This window comes from Mesorhizobium sp. M1078 (assembly GCF_040318615.1).
In the GTDB taxonomy this organism is placed as follows: domain Bacteria; phylum Pseudomonadota; class Alphaproteobacteria; order Rhizobiales; family Rhizobiaceae; genus Mesorhizobium.
In genome coordinates this window covers 1-21,429 of sequence record NZ_JAMYMP010000054.1, presented here as the reverse complement: position 1 = coordinate 21,429, position 21,429 = coordinate 1, and the positions used below count along the sequence as shown (strand labels likewise).

Here is a 21,429-nt window from a genome sequence, read left to right as displayed (position 1 = left end):
CCTGCGCCAAAATCTCCATGCCTTGCGATATCGCTGGCGCGAACCACCACGAAAGCGCAAGTTTCAGTCCATGCCAAAGCTATCTTAGCGCCTATGCCCTTGAGGGGAGGGTGGCGCGAAGGGCCGGGTGGGGTCCTCGGCGAAGCGCTCGACTCTCTCAATCACGGTCGAAGTTGGTCGAGGTCGCGCACTGCCGCAACGACCCCACCCGTCCATCCGCCTTCGGCGGCTGTCCACCGTCCCCTCAAGGGGGAGGGATCAGGCCAGCGTTCGCTCCACAATGTCCCGCAAATCCGCCGACAGGTTCTCGGCACCGGCGATGGCCAGCAGCGCTTCCCTGGCCTTGGCTTGCCTGCCCGGCTCCAGCGAGCGCCACGAGCGCAGCGCTGTGGCCAGCCTGGCCGCCACTTGCGGATTGCGTTTTTCAACCTCGAGTACGGTCTGGGTAAAAAACCGGTAGCCTTCGCCATCGGCTCGGTGGAAGCCGGTCTGGTTGGCGCTGGCGAATGTGCCGACCAGCGAGCGCACCCGGTTCGGATTGGCCATCGAGAAAGCTGCGTGACCAGTCAGCTTGCGTACGGTATCGACTGTCCGGGGTCCCGGCACGCTGGCCTGGATCTGGAACCATTTGTCCATGACCAGCGGATCGGCGCCATAACGCGCCTCGAAATCGGCCAGCGCCTTGGTCGCCTCCGGTGAACCGTCATGGCGGTGCGCAAGGACGGTCAGCGCTGCGGCGCGGTCGGTCATGTTGGTCGCGGTTTCGAAATGCCGGGCGGCGAGCGCAGCACCTTCCGGCGGCAGCGAGAGGTAGTCGAGCAGGATGTTGCGCAGCGCCCGGCGTCCCGCATTGGCCGCATCCGGGCTGAACGGCCCGTCGTCGGCGAGGTGGCTGTATAGGTCGGTGAACGTTTGCTGATTGGCGCGCGCGATTGCCAGCGCCAGTGCTTGGCGAGCGGCAAAGATGGCGTCGGGATCGATGTTCGTGCCGATGTCGCGGGCAATGTCGGCCTCGCCGGGAAGTGACAGCGCCAGTGCCCGGTAGGCAGGCTCCAGCGTCTCGTCGCCGGCGATCTTACCGGCAAGTCCGGTCAGCCTGGCGGTGAAAACCGGTTTCGCGCCGCCGAGGATCTGGCGGAAGGCCGCTATCAGCGCATCGGTGAGCAGCGTGTTGAACGCCTGCCAGCGCGCGAAGGCATCTCTGTCATGGCCAGCGAGGAAGAACTGGTCGTCGGCCTTCTGCTCGACCGAAAGCGTGATCGGCGCCGAAAAGCCGCGATTGAGCGACACCGCCGGCCGCTCGGCGACGCCTGAGAAGCGCACCATGTGACGGCGCTTGCGGATGTGGATAACGCCGTCCTCGACGGTGGCTCCCTCGACGCCATCATAGGCGACCGGCTCACCGCCCGCGCCGACCAGCCCGAAGGCGAGCGGAATGTGCATCAGGCGCTTGCGGCTCTCCGACGGTGTCGGCGGCACCGACTGCTCGATCTCGAGCGTAAACTCGCGCGTCGCCGGATTGTGCGTCGAACTGACGGTCAGGTTCGGCGTGCCCGCCTGGTGATACCAGAGCGCGAACTGAGACAGGTCGCGCCCGGAGGCGTCCTCGAACACCTTCAGGAAGTCCTCGATCGTCGCGGCCTCGCCATCATGGCGCTCGAAATAGAGGTCCATGCCGGCGCGGAAAGCCTCGGCCCCGAGGATAGTGCGGATCATGCGCACGACTTCCGAGCCTTTTTCGTAGACCGTCGCTGTATAGAAATTGTTGATCTCGCGGTAGCGGCGCGGCCGCACCGGATGCGCCAGCGGTCCCTGGTCCTCGGGGAACTGGTGCGCCCTCAGCGTGCGCACTTCGGCGATGCGCTTGACCGCGCGCGAGCGCTGGTCGGCTGAGAATTCATGGTCGCGAAAAACCGTCAGCCCTTCCTTGAGGCAGAGCTGGAACCAGTCGCGGCAGGTGATCCTGTTGCCGGTCCAGTTGTGGAAATACTCATGCGCGATGATCGCCTCGATATTGGCGAAATCGGCATCGGTGGCGGTTTCCCGGTCGGCCAGCACATACTTGTCGTTGAAGATATTTAGGCCCTTGTTCTCCATCGCCCCCATGTTGAAGTCGGAAACGGCGACGATGTTGAAGACGTCGAGGTCGTATTCGCGGCCGAACGCTTTCTCGTCCCATTGCATCGAGCGCTTGAGCGCGTCCATGGCGTAGCCGGCGAGCCCCTCCTTGCCTGGCTCGACATAGATGCCGAGTTCGACCTTGCGGCCGGACATGGTGACGAAACTGTCGGCGACCTGGCCAAGATTGCCGGCCACGAGCGCAAACAGATAGGACGGCTTGGGGAAGGGGTCGTGCCATTCAGCATAGTGCCAGCCATCGGCAAGCCCGCCGCTTTCGACCGGATTGCCGTTGGAAAGCAACAGCGGCGCTTCGTCCAGCCTTGCCTCGATACGCACGGTATAGACCGACAGGATGTCGGGGCGGTCGAGGAAATAGGTGATGCGGCGAAAGCCCTCGGCCTCGCATTGCGTGCAATAGACATTGCTGGAGCGGTAGAGGCCCATCAGCGCCTCATTGCTGGCCGGCGCGATCTCGGTCTCGAGCAGCAGCTGGAAACGGGCCGGCGGCCTCAAAATGGTCAGCTGGTCCGGCGTGGCGAGATACTCGGCCGGGGCAAGCTCGCGACCGTCGACGGCAATGCGCTTGAGCACCAGCCCGTCGCCGTCCAGCACCAGCGACGTCGAGGCGGCGGCGCCATCGCGGCGTTCGATCGTCAGCACTGCGGTGACACGCGTTGCGTCTGGCGAAAGGCGGAAGGTGAGGCCGGTTTGCGGGATGGAAAAGTCGTTGGGGCGGTAGTCTTCGAGCTTGAAGACCTGGCCGGTATCGGTTCGCATTCCCTTGGGTTTCCCTGTCGCTATCGGAGCCGCTGACGTGTCCTGGCCCATTAAATCTAAAGTTGCGCGCTCTTTACACGAAACGGTCACTCGACAAAACTGCGCCAATGCCTATTTCGGGGCGTTCCCCTTCCGCCATCATCGTGAGGCCTTGATGACCGTCGTCAGATCGAAGTTCGGCATGGGCGCCTGTGTACCGCGTCGTTCGACGCGCATCTCAGCGGAGATCCGGGAAGCAACAAAACAGTGAAAGCCGGGCCTGGAGACGAAGCGGGCGGGAAACTGTCCGATCATCCCGGCGCGCATCGGCCCAAAAATCAATGTCGATTTTTGGAAAGCACGATGCGCAGATTTAAAGTGTCAGAGCGTCCTTTACGCGTCGAAGACGACGCGCGGCGCTCTAATGTTCTCACCGGGATCATGCTCAAGGTCATGTCGGTGGCAGTCTTTGTCGGCATGCAAACCTGCATCAAGGCCGCCGGCACTTTGCCGGCCGGCCAGATCGTCTTCTTCCGCTCCTTCTTCGCCATCTTCCCGATCATCGCCTTCCTGGCCTTCAAGAGAAAACTCGGTACGGCGTTCGCCACCAAACGCCCGCTGAACCACATTGCGCGCGGTGTCGTCGGCGTTTGCGCCATGGGGCTCGGCTTCTTTGCGCTGACCCGGCTGCCGCTGCCTGAGGCGATCACGCTGAACTATGCCCAGCCTTTGCTGGTGGTGGTGTTCTCCTCGCTATTCCTCGGCGAAGCCATTCGCGTCTATCGCTGGAGCGCGGTTGCGGTCGGTCTGGTCGGCGTGCTGATCATCTCCTGGCCGGAGCTGACGCTGCTCACGTCGGGCGTCGCGCTCGGCGACCAGGAGGTGCTGGGCGTCATCGCTGCTCTTGTTTCTGCAGCAATCTCCGCTAATGCCATCCTGCTCGTGCGCAATCTTGTCCAGACTGAACGAACAGCGACCATCGTGTTGTGGTTCTCGGCGACGGCGAGTGTCATGGCGCTGCTTACGCTGCCCTTCGGCTGGCAGGCGCTGACGCCGCTGCAGGCCGGTCTGCTGGTCGCAGCAGGGTTCTGTGGCGGGCTGGCGCAGATTTTGATGACGGCGGCGTACCGCCATGCCGAAGCTTCGGTGGTGGCGCCGTTCGAATACACCTCGATGATCCTCGGCGTGGTCGTCGGCTATTTCGCCTTTGGCGATATCGCCACCATCAACACGCTCGTCGGCGGTGTGATCGTCGTTGCCGCCGGCATGTTCATCATCTGGCGCGAGCGCCAACTCGGCTTGGAACGCACCCGAACGCGCAAGGCAGCGCCACCACAGGGGTGAGGAGGTCCGCGGGGTTGGCTCGGTTAGCTTCCGCACGTTCCTTCGCCAGCCGCACCAGCACCGCTCGCGTCTGCTCGTCGGCCGGGAAGAAAGACTCGATCGCCAGTTCCGACAGCGTCACGTCAAGCGGCGTGCCGAAGACGGTGATGGTGCTGATGAAGGACAGCACCTGGTCGCCATGCGCCAGCCGCAGCGGATGGACGATGCCGTTGGGCTCGACCGGCACCGGCCGCGCACCCTTGAGCCCGGACGGATAGGTTCGCAATTCGCGCTCCAGCTCGACCAGGACGGGATCGCCGGCGGCATCGTTCTGGTGTTTCAGCCGCTCCAGCAGATGCGCCCGCCATTCCGCGAGATTGACGATGCGCGGTGCGATGCCGTTCGGGTGCAGGCTGAGGCGCAGCACATTGACCGGCGGCTGGAGCAGCGACGGCTCGGCAACATCGGCCAGAAACGGGCCGATGGCGGCATTGGCGGAAATCAGGTTCCAGTACCGGTCGACGGCGAGGGCGGGGAACGGCTCATGCCCTTTGAGCACGCTCTCGACCGCGGCAAGCGCCGGCGCCAGCGTCGTATCTGTGAGTGGCCGCTCGCTGAAGCTCGGGGCAAAGCCGGCAGCCAGCAACAGCTGATTACGCTGCCGCAGCGGAATCTCAAGCTGCTCGGCCAGATGCAGCACCATCTCGCGCGAGGGCGCGGCGCGGCCGCTTTCGACGAAGGAGAGATGACGCTGGGAAATCTCAGCCTCCATTGCGAGATCAAGCTGGCTCATGCGCCGGCGCGTGCGCCATTCGCGGATCAGGCTGCCGGCGGAGGTTTGGGCTGTTGTCATGGGGGATGAGTAGGCCGGGGAGAGGCGTATTTCAATTACCTGGGAGGTCATTGGCGCGGTTCTCCCTTCTCCCCCTGTGGGAGAAGGTGGCCGAGCGAAGCTCGGTCGGATGAGGGGTGTTCCAGGGAACGCCAACGTCTCACTCCGCTGGAACACCCCTCATCCGTCTCGGCGCTGCGCGCCGATCCACCTTCCCCCACAAGGGTGGAAGGAAGAGGCGCGCTTCACCCCATCTCCCGCAACTTCGCCTTCACCTCGAGAAAATCCCGCCAGGCCAGCTTCTTGTGCGCAGGGGTCCGCAAGAGATAGGCCGGGTGCAACGTCGGCATGGCCGGAATGGCAGTGCCCGACACCGTCGTGTGCACCTGCCAATTGCCGCGCAGGCGCAGGATGCCCTCGGTAGTGTTGAGCAGGGTTTTGGCCGAAGGGCCGCCGAGATTGACCAGCACCTTCGGCTTGACCAGCTCTATCTGCCGCTCGATGAAGGGACGGCAGATTTCGGTCTCGTGCGGCGTCGGCGTGCGGTTGCCGGGTGGCCGCCAGGGAATGACGTTGGCGATATAGACCGAAGTCCGGTCAAGCCCGATCGCCGCCAGCATGCGGTCGAGCAGCCGGCCCGAGCGGCCGACGAAGGGCAGGCCCTCAATATCCTCGTCGCGGCCGGGCGCCTCGCCGACCAACATCACCGAACCTTCCGGATTGCCGTCGGCAAAGACCAGGTTCTTGGCGGTGAATTTGAGGTTGCAGCCATCGAACGACGCCATGTGCTGGCGCAGTTCGTCGAGCGTCGAGGCACTTGCCGCCATTTGCCGGGCCAGGGCCGCCTGTGCCTCGTCGGGCACCGTCGCCATGGCCGGAACGGAACGCGCCGGCGCGTCCGGCACCCGGCTTGCGTCCAGCCCGGGGCTGGCGGCGGCTTGTTCCGGAAACTTGTTTTCGCGAGGCGGCGCGGCAGGCGCCGTTGTGCGCTCGGGGCGCTTCGGTGCTGCCCCGGCAAACCGGTTCACCGGCCCGTCCTCCAACGCTTCGTCGACACCGGCAGAGGCGTAGAAGGCGAGCAACTCGGCCAGGTCGGATCGGTTGTTGGGGGAGGCGGCAGTCATACCGGGCACATTCGTCCGCCGAGAGACGATTTGCAAGGTTGGGCGGTTAGTAATCTCCCCCTCAAGGAGGGAGATTACGCGCTCGTCGGCTTTCGCCAATCACGAAGGGCATTTCGTGGCGATTTTCACGGCGCCTGCCGCTTACCCCGTCGGTATCCGCGGATCCTGCACCAGATAGAACGTCCAGCGCGGCGTGTAGTCGGTGATCAGAAACTCGAAGCGTCCCCTCTTCAGCGGGTCGATCTGTCCACTCTTGAACAAGAGCCGGTCATAGGGTTCGAAATCGCGGTCGAAATCGGCGTACGCGCTCGACAGGATGTTGTCGGGCGTCTTGTTGCGCTGGTCGAAGGACAGGCCGTCGCCGAACACGCTCGGCTGGTTGAGTATCTCCTGCAGCTCGAACTGGAATTCGACCCAGGCCTGGCCGCTGTTGTTGAGCACCTCGATACGAATGTACAGGATGCCGTTGGCGAATTCGCCGTTGGTGCTGAACGGCTGGATCGGTTTGGTGGTGCGGATGGTGAGCGTCACCGGCGTCGACGAATTCAGCTCCTCGGAGATGACCAACGGATCTTCCTTGGTGCCGGTGCCCGAGGCGCCGGTGATGTGGAAACCGCCAAGCTCGTCGGAAAAGGAATAGGCGCCGGTCGCCCACACCTTCACCGGCTCGGCCTGAGCGCGAACCGGCGTAAGCATTGAAAGGGCGAGAAGGATCGCTCGGCAGGTCCGGCCGGGCGGAAGGGGGAAGCGCGTCAATGAATAGCCGGACGGCGTGCGCATGGAAATAAGTATGGCCGATAAGAGAGCCGTCGAACAATTAAAATATGGGACGCTGAGCGCGGCCGCGCGCAAAACGCTTGCGGCAGAGTTGTTATCCGCGACTTTTTGTCGAAATCGGCATTGTCACGTCAGCGCCGGTTTCCTGTCGCGGATTGATGCGCTATGCAGCGCAGGAGCCAGCAAAATGCCGGAAACGGTTGGCCAGAGCGGAGGGGTTGATGAGCGAGATCGAACGCGAGAGCATGGAATTCGACGTGGTCATCGTCGGGGCCGGCCCGGCGGGCCTTGCCGCAGCGATCCGTCTCAAGCAGGTCAATCCCGAGCTTTCCGTCGTGGTGTTGGAAAAGGGCGGCGAGGTTGGTGCCCACATTCTGTCAGGCGCCGTCGTCGATCCCATAGGCATCGACCGCCTGTTGCCGGGCTGGCGCGAGGAAGATGGCCACCCCTTCAAGACGCCGGTTACGGCCGACGATTTCCTGGTGCTCGGCCCCGCCGGCTCGTTCCGTCTGCCCAATATCCTGATGCCGCCGCTGATGAACAATCACGGCAACTACATCGTCTCGCTCGGCAATGTCTGCCGCTGGCTGGCAAACAAGGCTGAAGCGCTAGGCGTCGAAATCTATCCGGGCTTTGCTGCCGCCAGCCTCGTCTACAACGATGCCGGCGCGGTCACGGGCGTCGTCACCGGCGACATGGGCGTCGAAAAAGACGGCACACATGGCCCGGGCTTTGCGCCGGGCATGGCGCTGATGGGCAAATACGTGCTGATCGGCGAGGGCGCGCGCGGTTCGCTGTCCAAGCAGCTGATCGCAAAATACAAACTGTCCGACGGCCGTGAGCCCGGCAAGTACGGCATCGGCCTCAAGGAGCTGTGGCAGGTCAAGCCCGAGAACCACCGGCCGGGCCTGGTGCAGCACTCCTTCGGCTGGCCGCTCGACCTGAAGACAGGCGGCGGCTCCTTCCTCTACCACCTCGAGGATAACCAGGTCGCGGTCGGCTTCGTCCTGCATCTCAACTACAAGAACCCCTGGCTGTCGCCCTTCGAGGAATTCCAACGGTTCAAGACGCATCCGGCGATATCGCGCACCTTCGAGGGCGCCAAGCGCATCGGCTATGGCGCGCGCGCCATTACCGAAGGCGGCTGGCAGTCGGTGCCGAAACTCTCCTTCCCCGGCGGCGCGCTGATGGGGTGTGCGGCGGGCTTCGTCAACGTGCCGCGCATCAAGGGTTCGCACAATGCGGTGCTGTCCGGCATGTTGGCGGCCGAGCATGTCGCGCAAGCGATCGGCTCCGGCCGCGCCAATGACGAGCTGTCGTCTTATGAGGACGCCTGGCGCGCGACCGATATCGGCAAGGATTTGAAGAAGGTCCGCAACGTCAAGCCGCTCTGGTCGCGCTTCGGCACCATTATCGGCGTCGGCCTCGGTGGTCTCGACATGTGGCTGAACACGCTGTTCGGCTTCTCGCCCTTCGGCACGCTGAAACATGGCAAGGCCGATTATGCCACGCTTGAGCCCGCGGCCAAGCACAAGAAGATCGCCTATCCCAAAGCGGACGGCGTGCTGACCTTCGACCGCCTGTCCTCGGTGTTCCTGTCCAACACCAATCACGAGGAAAACGAGCCGGTGCATCTCATCGTCGGCGACATGGAGTTGCAGAAGCGTTCCGAGCATGATGTCTTTGCCGGGCCTTCGACCCGCTATTGCCCGGCCGGTGTTTACGAATGGGTCGACAAGGACGGCAACGCCGCCGCCGATCCGTCTGCCAAAGATGTGCGCTTCGTCATCAACGCGCAGAACTGCGTGCACTGCAAGACCTGCGACATCAAGGATCCCAACCAGAACATCAACTGGGTGCCGCCACAAGGCGGCGAAGGCCCGGTCTATCAGGGCATGTGAGCCTCACCGACCGGGGCCGTCTCAACCAGCAAAAATGGCGGCGATGGCCGGGTTTACCAAGGCATGTAAGGCGCTCGGCGCCAAAGATTGTTGAAACCGTCGTCTGCTTGTGGTCTCATTGCCGCGTCCATGGGGAAAATGGCATGCGCGTGTTGGTCTTGTTTTGCGTCGCCGTCATAAGCGCGGCCTGCGGCGTCGTCGGGACGGCGTCGGCGGGGGTGAAAACCGTCGTCAAGACGCGAACCTATGACATCACCGGCACGACAGGTGCCGGTCTGGTTATCGCCATGAACCGCAGGGGCCCCAAGCACGGTTTCATGACCCACGCCATCGCGCAGACAAGCTACACCGCCGACTGGAGCCTGGACGTGGGTCAGGTCAACGGCGTCTGCCGCCTGCGCCAGGCCAATGGAACGCTCAACATCGCCTACACCTACCCGCGCGTCGCCTCGGCCGTCACGCCGGCGCTGCGCAAACGCTGGAACCGGTTTTTCACAGGCGTTCTCGCTCATGAAGGAACCCATGGCCGTATCGCCGGGCAGATGATGCAGGCTGCCGAGCGGTCGGTTCGCGGCCTGAAATTTGCCAACGATCCGCAATGCAACAAAACGCGCGTCGAAGCCACGCGGCGCTTGCAAGCCACTTCCAAGCTCTATGAGGCAAAACAGATCGCGTTCGACGCGCGCGAGCACAGTGAAGGCGGCCATGTCGAGCGCATCATCGAGGCCTTGGTAGGCTTGTGAAACCGTAAGCCCCGTGGCGTACGATCTAGCCGCCCATGCTGGGCTGGATCAGCGACACAGTCGCGGTAGAATCCTCGTCGACCGGCTTGGTCTCGTCGCGCATCAATGAAAATTCCACCATCACCGGCAGATGGTCGGAGCCGGTCTCTTCCATCTGCGTCGACGACAGGATGGTCACCCCGCCCTTCGAAAACACCTGGTCGATCGGCAGGCCCGCATAGCGCCGCAGGAAATCGGGCAGGGTCCGGTGGATCCAGGTCGGTCCGGCCGACGGCATCACGGTCAGTCCGCCGAGCGAGGCAACGCGCCGTACCGCGGCGCTCCACGGCACGGCGTTGCAGTCGCCGGCCATGATCGCCGTCTCGCCGAGCGAGGTGAGCGTCTCGGTCAACTCTCCGATCTGCCAGTATTGTTCCTTCGGCCACGGCCAGCTCAAATGGATCGCCGCGACATCGACCGGAGTGCCGCCGAAATCGACGGTGGCGGCCGCCATCGCGCCGCGCGGTTCGCAATGCGGCTCGGTGCCGGCCGCAAAAGGTCGCCGGGACAAAAGCGCCACGCCCCACACGCCGTCGGGATGGGCGCACAGGATGCGATAGGGATAGGCGTTCTGGATATAGCCGAGTTCGGTCGCCCACATGGCCGATACTTCGTCGAGCGTGATCACGTCTGGGTTGGTCCTGGCGATCAGCGAAAGAACCTTCTTGGGTGTCGGATTGTTGAAACGCAGGTTCATCTGCAGCAGCCGGTAGACCGGTTCGTTGCCGGGCGCGGCGTCATTGGCGGCCTGCACCGGCCACAGGCGCGGCAAGGTGCTCAACGTGCTGGCGAAGGCGGCCACGGCCAGCAGCAGGCCCACGCCCGCCTGCAGGCGAAACGAGGTGGCGAGCAGCGGCAGCGCAATCAGCCCCATCAGCACGGCAAAATGGATGCGGAAATGGGCAAAGGAATCGAAGGCCGGATGCAGTGCGCCAAAGAACCCGGCTACAAGCGCGGCCGAGAGGCCGAGCATTGCCAGGAACGCCATTGAAGCCATCATCTTTCGCACGCGTGCCATCAGACCGGGTTTTGCCCATAGACCGGGTAATACATTGCCGAGGTATCAGGCCTTTATCGGCTGAAATGCGGCCCAATCAAGATGACGAAACGCCTCGCGGCAAACATTTACGGCAAGCCGGTCTACTGAAAGGCCGTCTCCGAAAAGCTTCTCAGCTTGCGCGAATGCAACCGTTCCATCGGCATTTCCGCCAGCTTCTCCATCGCCTTGATGCCGATGGTCAGATGCTGCGCCACTTGCCGCTTGTAGAATTCGGTCGCCATGCCGGGCAGCTTCAACTCGCCATGCAGCGGCTTGTCGGAGACGCAAAGCAGCGTGCCGTAGGGCACGCGGAAGCGGAAGCCATTGGCGGCGATCGTGGCCGATTCCATATCGAGCGCGATGGCGCGCGACTGCGACAGCCGCTGCACCGGTCCGCGCTGGTCGCGCAGTTCCCAGTTGCGGTTGTCGATGGTGGCGACGGTGCCGGTGCGCATGATGCGCTTGAGATCGTAGCCGGAAAGTCCGGTGACTTCGGCGACCGCCTCCTGCAGCGCCACCTGGATCTCGGCCAGCGGCGGTATCGGCACCCACACCGGCAGGTCATCGTCCAGCACATGGTCTTCCCGGACATAGGCATGCGCCAGCACATAGTCGCCCAGCGCCTGAGTGTTGCGCAGGCCGGCGCAATGGCCGAGCATCAGCCATGCATGTGGCCGCAGCACCGCGACATGGTCGGTGATCGTCTTGGCGTTGGACGGGCCGACGCCGATGTTGACCATGGTGATGCCGCCATGGTTCGGCTTCTTCAGATGATAGGCTGGCATCTGAGGCAGGCGCGGCGCCGCCACGCCTTCGCTGTGTGCGTTTTGCCCTGCCTTGGTGATGACATTGCCCGGTTCGACGAATTCGGTATAGCCGTGGCCGCCTTCAGCCATCTGGGCCCGCGCGCGGGCGACGAACTCGTCGATGTAGAACTGGTAGTTGGTGAACAGCACGAAGTTCTGGAAATGCTGCGGGCTGGTCGCCGTGTAGTGCGTCATGCGGTGCAGCGAATAGTCGATGCGCTGCGCCGTGAACGGCGCCAGCGGCCTTGGTTCGCCGAACGCGACCTCGAAGGTGCCGTTGGCGATCTGGTCGTCGGTGCCGTCGAGATCCGGCACGTCGAACAGGTCGCGGATCGGCCGTTTGATGCGGTCGGCGGCGGCGCCATCGACATGGGTTCCTTCAAGGAACGCGAAATGCAGCGGGATCGGCGTGGTCGATTCCGAAACCGTTACCGGCACGCCGTGATTGCGCATGATCAGGCGAAGCTGCTCTACGAGATAGCGTTCGAACAGCACCGGCTGGGTGATGGTGGTCGAGAAATGCCCGGGGGTCGGCATGTGGCCGTAGGCCTGGCGCGAGTCGATCTGGGTGAACGAATTGGTGGTGACGCCGATCTCCGGGTAGAAGGCGCGGTAGCGCTTGCTTTCGTCGCCGCCGGCGGCAAGCGTGGCAAAGGAGTCGCGCAGAAACTTGGTGTTGCGGTCGTAGAGCACCTGCAAGGCGGCCACGGCCTTTTTGGCGTCGTCAAAGCTCTGCTTGCCGAAAGGCTCCGGCATGACGACCGATTCGATAGCTTGTGGGTAGATTCGCTTTTCCATGGCTCAATATAGAGACTTGAGGCCGCACTTGGGAGGGGAGGGTGGCCGCCAAGTGGTCGATTTATTCGTCCACGCCCAAGGTGTGCTGAGATTCAGGTAAGGCTGAGCCGGAGTCGAGGACGGGCGCGAAGCGACCAAACTGGTTGGCTTCGAGAACCGGAGCGGAGCGTACTCGAAGCATGTGAGCACCAAGGCCGCCACTTGCAGGCCGGCACCACCTTAATACCGGCACTAGCCGCGCTGCAGACTGACCAGCAAGACAAAGCCGACGCCATGCTTCTTCGTCGCCGGCGCGTCGATCGTCGTGTCGGCATTGGCCCGCATCATCGGCATGGCCAGGACCGGCGCCGACAGCACGACCAGAACGAGCGCCGCCCGCGGCAGGAGCCGAAGGGTCTGGAGGGCGTTGATGGCGATGCGGTTCATGGCTTTTGCTTTTCTGTTTGGATCTATGTCTTTGTCGTCTCAGGGGCGAAAATGGTTCATGCAATCGAATTGGCAGGAACTGGCTGCATCCCAGGAACGGGCCGGGCGGCCGGCTTCGGCCACGAGGATGGCGAAGAGCATCCCGAACAGGCTCATCAACAGGCAGACGATGGTGAAGCGGCGAGCGAGCATTTGCGTAGTGTCTCCTTGAACACGCCATCAAAATGCCCTGATGCGACTGAACCGGCGCTGATGCCGACGTTCATCTGCGGTTCAAAGTGATTGACGAGGTCTTAGAGAGAGCGTCGGTTCGGGTTTGCGCCGCCGCAAACGGCACGGTCGTCGCTATGGCGCGGACCGTCCTGCAAAAGAAAACGGGGCCTGTGAAGGCCCCGTTGGTCAACTCAAAGCAGCAAGATCAGAGCTTGTGCCAGGTCTGGCTCTTGCAGATCAGCCCGCCGAGCACGCAGCCGCTCATTTTGAGCGAGGTGCCCGACAGTGTTGCCTTGCCCGAATAGGTCTTGTCGTTTGCCGGATCGGTGATGTTGCCGGCATATTTGTTGGCCCCGGCCGCCTTGAGCGAACCGATGGTCTTCCCGGCATATTTGCCGGTCTTCAGGGTGATGGAGAATGAACCGCTGCCGCCGATAACTGCTGTGTCGCCGGCTTGTGTCTTCCAATTGCCTTCGATCGGATCGGCCCAAGCCGCACCAGCCATCATCACGGCGGCCGCCAGGGCCAAGCTCACTTTGCGAAACATATCTGTCCTCCCTGGTTTAGATGGGGCAGCCGCCTCTCTGCCCCTTACGCAAACGTAAGCTAATCCAGCTCCTGGCAAAACAAAAGCGTACCGCGACGGAAGGTTTCGCAATTTTCATGCAGGGTCGGGAGAGTGCAGCCCGTGGAAATGAAACGATCGAGGCGTTGGCTTTGGTTCGCGTGGTTAGCAGAGTGTTGATCGGCGCCTTGCAAATTTTCGTCAAATCGGTCGAGAAACGGCGGGATTGCTGACTTTGTATCCTTAACGAATTTCCGCGTTTACCTCTTGTTTTAGCTTTGTTTTCTCCAAATTAAGCACGCCATTTAACGACGGATTCAAGGCTCGGCCTCATTCTCGGAAGCATCGAAAGAGCGGCTCCCCAGGGAACACCGGGGGACAGAAGAGGCCCGCTCTCGGGAGCCAGACAGGGGACTAAAATGGCACGTTTTGAAATGCTTGAAGCCGGCTTCGGCGCCATGGGGGCAACTGCCCAGGCCGACATTCTTTTCGAACTGGGCATGATGTATGCGACCGGCCGCGATTGCGAGACCGATGTCGTTGCCGCCCACAAATGGTTCAACATCGCCGCCATCAAGGGCTCGGTCCGCGCCGCGGAACTGCGCTCGGAACTGTCGGCCGCAATGTCCAAGGTCGAGATCGCCAAGGCGCTGCGCGAAGCCCGCGAATGGATGACGATGCACTGAGATCGCGAGCAGATTATCGCAGGCAGATTATCGAAAACAGGGAAGCCCCGGGATCAAGACCGCAAAGACGGTCGGAACCGGTGAAACGACAAGGCCGCGACAAGACGGCCGACCATGAAAGAACAAGAACGCGGCAGGCCGGCACGGTCCAGTCGTGCACAATGGGGACGGCGGGCAGGTTTTCGTGGCGCGGGGGCGCATGGGGACTGCTACGAGCAAAAAGCCACGACCGGCCGGAACAGGCTGGCGTGGCTTTTTGCGTTGATGAGGCCCAATCGAGCGGCGCCGATGCGCCTAGACAGGCCCAATGAAGGATGAAATTGTCCCGCCTTCGGAAAGAAGCGCGGCCAGAGCGGCTGCGCGAGTGTGGAGGAGTTCTATCACCATGAAAAAAATGGGTATTTTGAGCGCGGCCGTATTTGGCCTGATGATGAGCGCGCCGGTTGCCTTTGCCGATGACATCACCATTTCGGTGGTCGGCCCGATGACCGGACAGCTCGCCACGATCGGCGACCAGTTCAAGCAGGGCGCAACGGCAGCCGCCGACGCGATCAACGCCGCCGGCGGTGTCAACGGCTCGATGATCAAGCTCGACATCGAGGACGACCAGTGCGATCCCAAGCAGGCGGTTTCGGTGGCCAACCGGATCGTTGCCAACAGCGTCAAGTTTATTGACGGCCATGCCTGTTCAGGTTCGAGCATCCCGGCTTCCGCCGTCTACGCCGAGGCCGGCGCGCTGATGATGAGCCCGGCCTCTTCAAATCCCGAGCTGACCGATGCCGCCGGCAAGGCCGGCTGGCCGACGATCATGCGTCTCTATACGCGTGACGACGCGCAGGGCGCCTTCATTGGCCCGTGGATCGCCAAGAAATATGCCGGCAAGAATGTCGTTATCCTGCATGACAAGAGCGCCTACGGTCAGGGCGTTGCCGATGCCGTGAAGGCGACGATGAATGCCGGTGGCCTCAAGGAGATCGACTATGAAGGCATCAATGCCGGCGAGAAGGATTATTCGGCTCTCGTCACCAAGCTGAAGGACCTCAAGGCCGACGTTGTCTATTTCGGCGGCTATCACCCGGAAGCCGGGCTTATCCTGCGTCAGTCGGCCGAGCAGAGCGTCAAGTTCCAGCTGATCATGCCGGACTCGATCGCCTCGCCGGAATTCTGGCAGGTCGCCGGCCCCGCCGGTGAAGGCACCCTGTTCGTCTTCCCGTCGGACCCGCAGGCCAAGCCGGAAGCCAAGGAGGCCATCGCCAAGATCAAGGCGGGCGGCTTCGTGCCGGAAGGCTTTACGCTGTTCTCCTACGCCGTCGTTCAGGCGTTTGCAGAGGGCGTCAAGCGCGCCGGAACGGACGATCCGGTCAAGGTAGCCGAAGCGCTGAAGAACGGCACGCCGTTCAGCACCGTGGTCGGCGACGTGACCTTCGACGAGAAGGGCGATCTGAAGAACGCCAGCTACGACATCAACCAGTGGCACGACGGCAAATACGCACCGATCGCGCAGTAAGCGGCCGCGTACTCATGGAAATGGCCGGGCTTGTCCCGGCCATTTTTGTTCAAGCCTCCAGCCGGCTTGCAGCCTCTTCAACGAAGCGCACCAGCACCGTTCCGTCGGTGACCTGCGCGCCCTCTGTGGCGATTTCCGCGATCACGCCGTCATGGCTGGCCGCGATCGTGTGCTCCATCTTCATCGCTTCCAGGATCAACAGCGGCTGGCCCTTGATCACCCTTTCGCCCTTTGCCGCGCGCACCAGCTTGACCAGGCCCGGCATCGGCGCGCGCAGGCTGCCGGAAGCGGCGGCAGTCTCGTCGGTGCGCGCCAGCGGATCCGGGACGAGGAAACTGTAGCCGACCGCACCTTCGAACACGGTGACGTGGCCTGGCCAGCGGGCAAGGCGAGGGGCGGCGCGAAGATCATGCGAATTGACGCTGTCATAGGGCGCGTCCAGCGCCACCTCGAAGCGCCCGTCCGGCCGCACTGAAACACGCGCCAGTATATCGTCCTCGCCATGGCGCAGGCGCGTGCGGCGCGCAACTGCGTGGAAATGCGCATAGCCGGCAAGCGACGACCACGGATCGTTCGACGGCGGCAAAGCACCGGCGCCCGCCGCGGCAAGGGCCGCCGCGGCAACGATCTCGCTGCGCGGCAGGGCGACCGCGGTCAGCGCTTCCTGATGCCTGCCGATCAGGCCGGTATCGACATCACCGGCCGAAAAATCGGCGTCCGCGGCAAGTGCCGCGAGAAACGCGGTGTTGACGGTCGAGCCGGCAATCTCGGTCTGCGACAACGCAGTGCCGAGCGCGTCGAGCGCCGCCTGCCTGTCCTTGGCGTGGACGACCAGCTTGGCGATCATCGGATCGTAGAAGGGCGAGATCGCATCGCCGGCCCGCACGCCGGTCTCGATGCGCATGCTGGCGCCTTCGGGCGCGTTGTCGGGAAACGCCAGGTGATGCAGCGTGCCGGTCGCCGGCAGAAACCCTTTCGCCGCGTCCTCGGCATAGATGCGCGCCTCGAAGGCGTGGCCGGAAAGCGTGATTTCGCTCTGCGTCTTCGGCAGCTTCTCGCCGGCGGCTACCCGCAACTGCCACTCGACCAGGTCGGTGCCGGTGACCATTTCGGAGACGGGATGCTCGACCTGCAGGCGGGTGTTCATTTCCATGAACCAGAAGCGGTCGGCCTTCAGCCCTTGCGAGGCATCGACGATGAATTCGATGGTGCCGGCGCCGGAATAGCTGATCGCCTTGGCGGCCTTGACCGCCGCTTTCGTCATCGCCTCGCGCAGCGCCGGCGTCATGCCGGGCGCCGGCGCTTCCTCGATCACCTTCTGGTGGCGGCGCTGCGCGGAGCAGTCGCGCTCGTAGAGATGCACGGCATTGCCAAAATTGTCGCCGAATACCTGGACCTCGATGTGGCGCGGCTTGTCGACATATTTTTCGACCAGCACGCGATCGTCGCCGAACGCGGCCTTGGCCTCGCGCCGTGCGCCCGACAGCGCCTCGGAGAAATCGTCGGGATGTTCGACCCGGCGCATGCCCTTGCCGCCACCGCCGGCGCGCGCCTTGATCAGAACGGGATAGCCGATCTCACGCGCCTTGGACGCCAGCAGCACGATCTCCTGCGCCTCGCCATGATAGCCCGGCACCACCGGCACGCCGGCTTTCTCCATCAGCCGCTTGGCCGCGTCCTTCAGGCCCATGGCGCGGATCGAGGCGGCCGACGGCCCAATGAAGGTGAGCCCTGCCGCTGTCACCTGGTCGACGAAATCAGGGTTTTCCGAGAGGAAGCCATAGCCGGGGTGAATTGCTTCGGCGCCGGTCGCTAGCGCCGCCGCAACAATCTTGTCGCCGCGAAGATAGCTTTCGCCGACCGGCGAGGCGCCGATATGCACCGCCTCGTCGGCCATTTCGACATGCAGAGCCTTGGCGTCCGCGTCGGAATAGACAGCAACCGTGCGCACCCCCATCTTTCTGGCCGTGCGTATCACCCGGCAGGCGATCTCGCCGCGATTGGCGATCAGGATCTTGGCGAACATGGAGCCTCCAGAGTTTGTCTCGGGCGGCGCCGGTCTGGCAGGAATGAGCCTATTTCGAAGCCGCGATTTTGCAGCCGCCGCTCGCGGTCTGAACCTTCCACTTTTTCAGGCCAACCTGACAGCTTCGCAACGCCAACTCTTCCGCGGCCTTCTGAGATGGCGCGTTCAGCCGCGCACCGCAGATGATGTAAAGATCGTCGACGCGCGAGTAGAATGTGGTCGCGTAGGCCGAGTGGCCACTCGCCGCGACATAGGCGTTGTACGACTTCGTGCAGGGCTCCTTTGGATTCAGTGACAACGGAGGCCAGAATCGGGTGTCTCCCTTGCTGCCCGCCAGCGATCCAGCCGCCCCGATACCGGATGCCGTAAATACGAGCAGGCCGGCAAGCACCGATACAGTAATTCGTTTGATGCGTGTCGATTTCATATTGCTCCGCCCATTTGAAAAATGCCCAAGCCGATGCTTGTCGGCCTACTTCGATGCCGCAACTTCGCAGCCCGCACCTGTAATGACCTTGTAATGGCTGCGGGCGGACTCGCAGGATTTCATCGCCCGTTCTTCGGCAGCCTTCTGTGACGGTGCATTCAAGCCCGAGCCGCAGATGATGTACAACGAACGGATCCGGGCATAGGGCGTGGTCGCATAGGCCGAATGGCCGCCGGCGGCCACATAGGCGTTGTAAGCCATGGTGCACTGGTCTTTCGGGCTTTTCGGCAAATACGGATAGAAATGAATGTCGCCTTTGCTTCCCGCCAGCGATGCCGCGGCGCCAACGCCGGGTACCGCAAATATAAGCAAGACTGCAAGTACCGACGCAGTCGTTTTTCCCGAATATTTCGGCCTCATCTTTACCCCATCCCCGTTGCCCAATGCGGGATGAACAATAGCGTCTATTCTCCAGTACCGCCAGCCTGCTCACCGAAAATTGCTTTTGCGTAGGTGGATGAACCATCTTATCCATGCAGACTAGCATCCTCCAATGGCAGCAACGGCTTGTCGGTATAGTTGAGCTGTTGGCTCGTCGAAGCAGCAGAAAATAACTGTTTCGGGCGTTGAGTTCTGTCCGACGAAGGTACCTGCGATGCCAACGGCAATCTGCGTCGCCTCATTTTTCGGATAACGGTAGATGCCGGTGGAGATCGCCGGAAATGCCACAGTCCGGCAATCCCTGGCGGCGGCGATTTCGAGCGACCTGATATAGCAGGAGGCGAGCAGCCCGGCTTCGCCTTTTCCGCCGCCTTGCCAGACAGGTCCGACCGTGTGGATGATGTAACGTGCCGGCAGGTGATAGCCCTTGGTAAGCTTTGCTTCGCCGACCTTGCAGCCGTTCAGCATCCGGCATTCGAATTCGAGCTCCGGGCCTGCGGCGCGGTGAATGGCGCCGTCGACGCCGCCGCCGCCCAGCAGCGAGGAATTGGCGGCGTTGACGATGGCATCGACCGCAAGCCTGGTGATGTCGCCGGTGTGGACATGTATCCGTTCGCCGAACTTGCTCATCCTACATCCTGAACACGCCGAACTTCGTTTCTTCGATGTCGGCGTTGAGCGCGGCCGAAAGGCTGAGCGCGAGCACTTCGCGCGTTTTCGCCGGATCGATGATGCCGTCGTCCCACAGCCGCGCCGAGGAGTAGAGCGGGTGGCCCTCATGCTCGTATTTCATCAGGATCGGCTTCTTGAATTTCGCTTCCTCGTCCGCGCTCCACTCACCGCCCTTGCGCTCGATGCCCTCGCGCTTGACCACCGCCAGCACGGTCGCCGCCTGTTCGCCGCCCATCACCGAAATGCGCGCGTTCGGCCACATCCACAGGAAGCGCGGCGAGTAGGCGCGGCCGCACATGCCGTAATTGCCGGCGCCGAACGACCCGCCGATGATCATCGTCACCTTCGGCACCTTGGCGGTGGCGACCGCCATCACCAGCTTGGCGCCGTCCTTGGCGATGCCGCCGGCCTCGTATTTTCGCCCGACCATGAAGCCGGTGATGTTCTGCAGGAAGATCAGCGGGATCTTGCGCTGGCAGCACAGTTCGATGAAATGCGCGCCCTTCACAGCACTTTCGGAAAACAGCACGCCATTGTTGGCGATGATGCCGACCGGCATGCCCTGAAGATGGGCAAAGCCGGTGACCAGCGTGGTGCCGTAATTCTGCTTGAACTCGTCGAACTCGGAGCCGTCGACGACGCGCGCGATCACCTCGCGCACATCATAGGGCTGGCGCAGATCCGTCGGCACGATGCCGTAGAGTTCCTGCGCGTCATGAAGCGGCGGCATGGGTTTCTGTAAGGTCAGGCTTACAGTCTTGCGCCGGTTGAGATTTTTGACGATGCGCCGGCAGATGGCCAGGGCATGTTCGTCGTCCAGCGCATAGTGGTCGGCGACACCGGACAGCCTGGTGTGCACGTCGGCGCCGCCAAGCTCCTCGGCGCTGACATCCTCGCCCGTAGCCGCCTTCACCAGAGGCGGGCCGCCGAGAAAAATGGTCGCCTGGTTGCGCACCATGATCGTCTCGTCCGACATTGCCGGCACATAGGCGCCGCCCGCAGTACATGAGCCCATAACGCAGGCGATCTGCGGAATGCCGGCCGCCGACATGTTGGCCTGGTTGTAGAAGATGCGGCCGAAATGCTCGCGATCGGGAAACACCTCGTCCTGATTAGGCAGGTTGGCGCCGCCGCTGTCGACCAGATAGACGCAAGGCAGATTGTTTTGCAGCGCGATCTCCTGTGCGCGCAAATGCTTCTTCACCGTGAGCGGATAATAGGTGCCGCCCTTCACCGTGGCGTCGTTGACCACGACCATCACCTCGGTGCCTTCGACACGGCCGACGCCGGCGATGAGGCCGGCCGAGGAAATCTCCTCGCCATACATGGACCATGCCGCGAACTGGCCGATCTCGAGGAAGGGCGAGCCGGTGTCGAGCAACTGCGCCAGCCGCTCGCGCGGCAACAGCTTGCCGCGCGAAACATGACGCTCGCGCGCCTCCTCCGAGCCACCGCGCTCGACGGTTGCCGCCTTGTCCGCAATGTCGGCAACCAGTGCCCGCATGCGCTCGGCATTGGCGCGGAAGGTCTCGGAGGAGGGCGAGATCTGGGTCTGGAGTACGGCCATTTCGAGCTCTACATCTGGGCTAGGAGTTTGCCGTTGCGGCGTTCGAAAATTTTATCGGATAGCAGATTGAAGTCATCCTCGAACGTGACGTCGATCATCTGTCTGGCCGCGCTTTGGGCCTGCGGATTGCTCGCATCGAAGATGAACAATTGATCCCGGCGCGGCAGCGCAAATAAAACATCGCCGGGAAACTGTGCTTTGATCGACAGCCAGAACTCGTCGAGCAGCACAAGGCTCGTGGAGAGCATCGTATTGCCGTCGACGTAATAGAGATAAAATGTGCCAATCTGGCCGTCGGAGACAATTTTCGGCAGCCATTTCTTCACATTGCCTAGTGCCACATCGCGCAAATCCGAAAGCGCCCGGCCGGGGAAGTCCTTTGGAGCAACAGGTGAGACTGAATTGGGAAGGTCGGCCATGTATACGACCGCAATTTCACCAACCAGCGGTTCGCACAATAAATCTAAACCCATCGATTTGAGGTGCTCGACATACTGCTGGGTCCGTATCACCGCGATCAGACTTTCTTCACTCGCCCTAGGTGTTTAGTCCCAAGGTTGGATGGGTTGGATCGAGCCTGAATCGTTCGGGCTCTTTTGTCCAGATTTTGCAGATGTATTCAAAGGGCGTGAGGCCCTTG

General features: G+C 62.6%; 20 protein-coding genes and 1 pseudogene. 6 read left to right on the top strand and 15 right to left on the bottom strand.

Annotated features, from left to right (window positions below; genetic code table 11):
* Positions 1–258 precede the first annotated feature (258 nt).
* Positions 259–2,898 (bottom strand): aminopeptidase N, encoded by a 2,640-nt coding sequence (gene pepN / locus NKH38_RS31665; protein WP_352765403.1) that lies wholly within the window; start codon positions 2,896–2,898, stop codon positions 259–261.
* A 420-nt stretch (positions 2,899–3,318) separates the two neighbouring features.
* Here pepN and NKH38_RS31660 point away from each other — a divergent pair, with 420 nt between their 5' ends.
* Positions 3,319–4,221, top strand: a complete 903-nt coding sequence (locus NKH38_RS31660) for a DMT family transporter (RefSeq protein ID WP_023687251.1) — start codon at positions 3,319–3,321, stop codon at positions 4,219–4,221.
* On the opposite strand, the gene NKH38_RS31655 is transcribed toward NKH38_RS31660, so the two are convergent.
* The 3 genes from NKH38_RS31655 to NKH38_RS31645 all read right to left on the bottom strand — a co-directional run bounded on the left by NKH38_RS31655 (position 4,151) and on the right by NKH38_RS31645 (position 6,852).
* Complete coding sequence (locus NKH38_RS31655) at positions 4,151–5,053, bottom strand: helix-turn-helix domain-containing protein (protein ID WP_502896689.1); 903 nt, start codon at positions 5,051–5,053, stop codon at positions 4,151–4,153. The two genes, NKH38_RS31660 and NKH38_RS31655, sit on opposite strands and share 71 nt — an antisense overlap.
* Positions 5,054–5,277: 224 nt before the next feature.
* Positions 5,278–6,156 (bottom strand): uracil-DNA glycosylase, encoded by an 879-nt coding sequence (locus NKH38_RS31650; protein ID WP_352765401.1) that lies wholly within the window; start codon positions 6,154–6,156, stop codon positions 5,278–5,280.
* A 141-nt stretch (positions 6,157–6,297) separates the two neighbouring features.
* A complete protein-coding gene (locus NKH38_RS31645) occupies positions 6,298–6,852 on the bottom strand; it encodes a hypothetical protein (RefSeq protein WP_352765399.1) in 555 nt (184 codons plus the stop codon).
* 302 nt (positions 6,853–7,154) lie between these two features.
* On the opposite strand from NKH38_RS31645, the gene NKH38_RS31640 reads away from it, so the two are divergent.
* Complete coding sequence (locus NKH38_RS31640; protein ID WP_352765397.1) at positions 7,155–8,834, top strand: electron transfer flavoprotein-ubiquinone oxidoreductase; 1,680 nt, start codon at positions 7,155–7,157, stop codon at positions 8,832–8,834.
* Entirely contained in the window at positions 8,831–9,577 is a 747-nt protein-coding gene (locus tag NKH38_RS31635; RefSeq protein ID WP_488505237.1) for a DUF922 domain-containing protein, read from the top strand. The genes NKH38_RS31640 and NKH38_RS31635 overlap by 4 nt, the downstream gene beginning before the upstream one ends.
* Positions 9,578–9,602: 25 nt before the next feature.
* On the opposite strand, the gene NKH38_RS31630 is transcribed toward NKH38_RS31635, so the two are convergent.
* The 3 genes from NKH38_RS31630 to NKH38_RS31620 form a co-directional block, all read right to left on the bottom strand.
* Positions 9,603–10,616, bottom strand: coding sequence for an endonuclease/exonuclease/phosphatase family protein (locus NKH38_RS31630; protein WP_155922474.1), 1,014 nt, complete (start codon positions 10,614–10,616; stop codon positions 9,603–9,605).
* 140 nt (positions 10,617–10,756) lie between these two features.
* Positions 10,757–12,217, bottom strand: a complete 1,461-nt coding sequence (locus NKH38_RS31625) for an AMP nucleosidase (protein WP_352765394.1) — start codon at positions 12,215–12,217, stop codon at positions 10,757–10,759.
* A 273-nt stretch (positions 12,218–12,490) separates the two neighbouring features.
* Positions 12,491–12,685, bottom strand: a complete 195-nt coding sequence (locus NKH38_RS31620; RefSeq protein WP_023670200.1) for a hypothetical protein — start codon at positions 12,683–12,685, stop codon at positions 12,491–12,493.
* Between the two features lie 51 nt (positions 12,686–12,736).
* Between NKH38_RS31620 and NKH38_RS31615 the strand changes: the two genes are divergently transcribed.
* Entirely contained in the window at positions 12,737–12,967 is a 231-nt protein-coding gene (locus NKH38_RS31615) for a hypothetical protein (RefSeq protein WP_156935551.1), read from the top strand.
* A 136-nt stretch (positions 12,968–13,103) separates the two neighbouring features.
* Here NKH38_RS31615 and NKH38_RS31610 read toward each other — a convergent pair whose 3' ends face one another.
* Positions 13,104–13,445, bottom strand: a complete 342-nt coding sequence (locus NKH38_RS31610; protein ID WP_023687258.1) for a DUF2147 domain-containing protein — start codon at positions 13,443–13,445, stop codon at positions 13,104–13,106.
* A gap of 437 nt (positions 13,446–13,882) precedes the next feature.
* Between NKH38_RS31610 and NKH38_RS31605 the strand changes: the two genes are divergently transcribed.
* The gene (locus tag NKH38_RS31605) at positions 13,883–14,149 is read left to right on the top strand and encodes an SEL1-like repeat protein (RefSeq protein ID WP_006199745.1); all 267 of its coding nucleotides are present in this window, start codon (positions 13,883–13,885) and stop codon (positions 14,147–14,149) included.
* 385 nt (positions 14,150–14,534) lie between these two features.
* Positions 14,535–15,656 (top strand): ABC transporter substrate-binding protein, encoded by a 1,122-nt coding sequence (locus NKH38_RS31600; protein ID WP_352765392.1) that lies wholly within the window; start codon positions 14,535–14,537, stop codon positions 15,654–15,656.
* Positions 15,657–15,705: 49 nt separating this feature from the next.
* Here the strand turns inward: NKH38_RS31600 and NKH38_RS31595 are convergent, their stop codons facing one another.
* From NKH38_RS31595 to NKH38_RS31565, 7 genes and pseudogenes are all read right to left on the bottom strand, one after another.
* Entirely contained in the window at positions 15,706–17,682 is a 1,977-nt protein-coding gene (locus NKH38_RS31595; protein WP_352765391.1) for an acetyl/propionyl/methylcrotonyl-CoA carboxylase subunit alpha, read from the bottom strand.
* A gap of 49 nt (positions 17,683–17,731) precedes the next feature.
* Positions 17,732–18,109, bottom strand: a complete 378-nt coding sequence (locus tag NKH38_RS31590; RefSeq protein WP_023731824.1) for a hypothetical protein — start codon at positions 18,107–18,109, stop codon at positions 17,732–17,734.
* A 45-nt stretch (positions 18,110–18,154) separates the two neighbouring features.
* Positions 18,155–18,529 carry a hypothetical protein gene (locus NKH38_RS31585; protein ID WP_023670207.1) on the bottom strand — a complete coding sequence of 125 codons (375 nt, stop codon included), beginning with the start codon at positions 18,527–18,529 and terminating at the stop codon, positions 18,155–18,157.
* A gap of 120 nt (positions 18,530–18,649) precedes the next feature.
* A complete protein-coding gene (locus NKH38_RS31580) occupies positions 18,650–19,180 on the bottom strand; it encodes an O-acetyl-ADP-ribose deacetylase (protein ID WP_023731822.1) in 531 nt (176 codons plus the stop codon).
* A gap of 1 nt (position 19,181) precedes the next feature.
* On the bottom strand, positions 19,182–20,789 hold the full coding sequence (locus tag NKH38_RS31575; protein WP_023731821.1) for a carboxyl transferase domain-containing protein: 1,608 nt from the start codon (positions 20,787–20,789) through the stop codon (positions 19,182–19,184).
* A gap of 8 nt (positions 20,790–20,797) precedes the next feature.
* Entirely contained in the window at positions 20,798–21,310 is a 513-nt protein-coding gene (locus NKH38_RS31570; protein ID WP_352765404.1) for a DUF1444 family protein, read from the bottom strand.
* A gap of 16 nt (positions 21,311–21,326) precedes the next feature.
* A pseudogene (locus tag NKH38_RS31565) lies at positions 21,327–21,429 on the bottom strand (IS481 family transposase); the annotation flags it as partial.

Coding starts and splice junctions, on each gene's coding strand:
- pepN (WP_352765403.1), bottom strand. CDS start 2,898: ATGCGAACCGATACCGGCCAGGTCTTCAAGCTCGAAGACTACCGCCCC.
- NKH38_RS31660 (WP_023687251.1), top strand. CDS start 3,319: ATGCTCAAGGTCATGTCGGTGGCAGTCTTTGTCGGCATGCAAACCTGC.
- NKH38_RS31655 (WP_502896689.1), bottom strand. CDS start 5,053: ATGACAACAGCCCAAACCTCCGCCGGCAGCCTGATCCGCGAATGGCGC.
- NKH38_RS31650 (WP_352765401.1), bottom strand. CDS start 6,156: ATGACTGCCGCCTCCCCCAACAACCGATCCGACCTGGCCGAGTTGCTC.
- NKH38_RS31645 (WP_352765399.1), bottom strand. CDS start 6,852: ATGCTTACGCCGGTTCGCGCTCAGGCCGAGCCGGTGAAGGTGTGGGCG.
- NKH38_RS31640 (WP_352765397.1), top strand. CDS start 7,155: ATGAGCGAGATCGAACGCGAGAGCATGGAATTCGACGTGGTCATCGTC.
- NKH38_RS31630 (WP_155922474.1), bottom strand. CDS start 10,616: ATGATGGCTTCAATGGCGTTCCTGGCAATGCTCGGCCTCTCGGCCGCG.
- NKH38_RS31625 (WP_352765394.1), bottom strand. CDS start 12,217: ATGCCGGAGCCTTTCGGCAAGCAGAGCTTTGACGACGCCAAAAAGGCC.
- NKH38_RS31620 (WP_023670200.1), bottom strand. CDS start 12,685: ATGAACCGCATCGCCATCAACGCCCTCCAGACCCTTCGGCTCCTGCCG.
- NKH38_RS31615 (WP_156935551.1), top strand. CDS start 12,737: ATGGTTCATGCAATCGAATTGGCAGGAACTGGCTGCATCCCAGGAACG.
- NKH38_RS31610 (WP_023687258.1), bottom strand. CDS start 13,445: ATGTTTCGCAAAGTGAGCTTGGCCCTGGCGGCCGCCGTGATGATGGCT.
- NKH38_RS31605 (WP_006199745.1), top strand. CDS start 13,883: ATGGCACGTTTTGAAATGCTTGAAGCCGGCTTCGGCGCCATGGGGGCA.
- NKH38_RS31600 (WP_352765392.1), top strand. CDS start 14,535: ATGAAAAAAATGGGTATTTTGAGCGCGGCCGTATTTGGCCTGATGATG.
- NKH38_RS31595 (WP_352765391.1), bottom strand. CDS start 17,682: ATGTTCGCCAAGATCCTGATCGCCAATCGCGGCGAGATCGCCTGCCGG.
- NKH38_RS31590 (WP_023731824.1), bottom strand. CDS start 18,109: ATGAAATCGACACGCATCAAACGAATTACTGTATCGGTGCTTGCCGGC.
- NKH38_RS31585 (WP_023670207.1), bottom strand. CDS start 18,529: ATGAGGCCGAAATATTCGGGAAAAACGACTGCGTCGGTACTTGCAGTC.
- NKH38_RS31580 (WP_023731822.1), bottom strand. CDS start 19,180: ATGAGCAAGTTCGGCGAACGGATACATGTCCACACCGGCGACATCACC.
- NKH38_RS31575 (WP_023731821.1), bottom strand. CDS start 20,789: ATGGCCGTACTCCAGACCCAGATCTCGCCCTCCTCCGAGACCTTCCGC.